At 41.2% G+C, this 1,207-nt stretch carries 1 pseudogene; it reads right to left on the bottom strand.

Annotated features, from left to right (window positions below):
- Positions 1-27: 27 nt before the first annotated feature.
- Positions 28-1,207 (bottom strand): annotated as a pseudogene (locus I8U27_RS20335) (IS256 family transposase); the annotation flags it as partial.

The following is a 1,207-nucleotide window of genomic DNA, read 5'->3' as shown; positions in this document are numbered from 1 at the left end:
GGGGGGTTGGGGGCAGAGCCCCCAATTTTATATGATTAGGTCTATGGGACAACGTTCTTCAAACAGGATGGCAAATTGAGAAATACATCTGTTCCAATCCCGAAGAGGCATAGTCCATTTTTTGGTAATATCCATTGTAACCAAATACAAGACTTTGCGCAAAGCATCATCCGTAGGATATGCTGTTTTGCTTTTCGTTACTTTGCGTAATTGTCGATGGTAGGCTTCTACAATGTTAGTTGTATAGATCAAGCGCCGAATTTCAGGTGGGTAAGCAAAGTAGGTACTTAATTCAGACCAGTTATTTTCCCATGAACGGATGACTATGGGATATTTGGACTTCCATTTCTCTCTTCATTCATTTAAAGCAAGTTCAGCCTCTTCCAAGGTCAAAGCTTGATACACGCGCTTTAAATCAGCCATCAAAGCCCTTTGATCTTTGTAGTTTACATACTTCATACTATTCCTGATCTGATGAATGACATATAATTGGAGTTGTGTTTTTGGAAAAACGGAATGAATGGCTTCGGAGAAGCCGGTGAGTCCATCTTTACAAGCGATCAAGATATCTTCAACGCCTCGATTCCGAAGGTCATTGCAAACACTTACCCAAAAGCTAGCGCTTTCGGTTTCACCGATCCATATTCCTAAGACATCTTTATGACCGTGAATGTTCACACCAATAACACTGTAAGCGGCTTTGGTAATGATTCTGTGATCTTTCCGTACCTTGAAGTGAATGGCATCAAGAAAAACGATGGGGTACACGGGTTCCAAAGGACGAGATTGCCATTCTGTTACCAGCGGCAAGATTCGGTCTGTCACTTTACTGATTAATCCTGCAGATACATCGACTCCATATATATCTCGCATGTGGTCTTCAATGTCGCGAGTGGACATTCCCTTAGCATACATAGTAATGATTTGTTCTTCTAACTCTCTCGAAGAACGCTCATATTTCTTGATAATTTTTGGCTCAAATTCACCGTTTCGATCTCTGGGGACGTTTAACTCCGTTTCACCTAAACGACTTTTGATTGTTTTTTTGCTATAGCCGTTCCGGCTATTCCAGTATTCTTTCCTTGAATGTGATGCTTTTCATAACTGAGATGGTCCGTCATCTCAGCCTCAAGGACCTCTTGTAGCGTTTTTCCAAAGAGATCCTTTAACGTGTTATGAACTTCTTCTACCGTCTTACAATTTTTGG

The sequence above is a fragment of the Paenactinomyces guangxiensis genome, assembly GCF_016055185.1.
Classification (GTDB): domain Bacteria; phylum Bacillota; class Bacilli; order Thermoactinomycetales; family Thermoactinomycetaceae; genus Paenactinomyces; species Paenactinomyces guangxiensis.
Note: the sequence above shows the minus strand (reverse complement) of the source record. Positions and strands in the feature narration are given on the sequence as shown.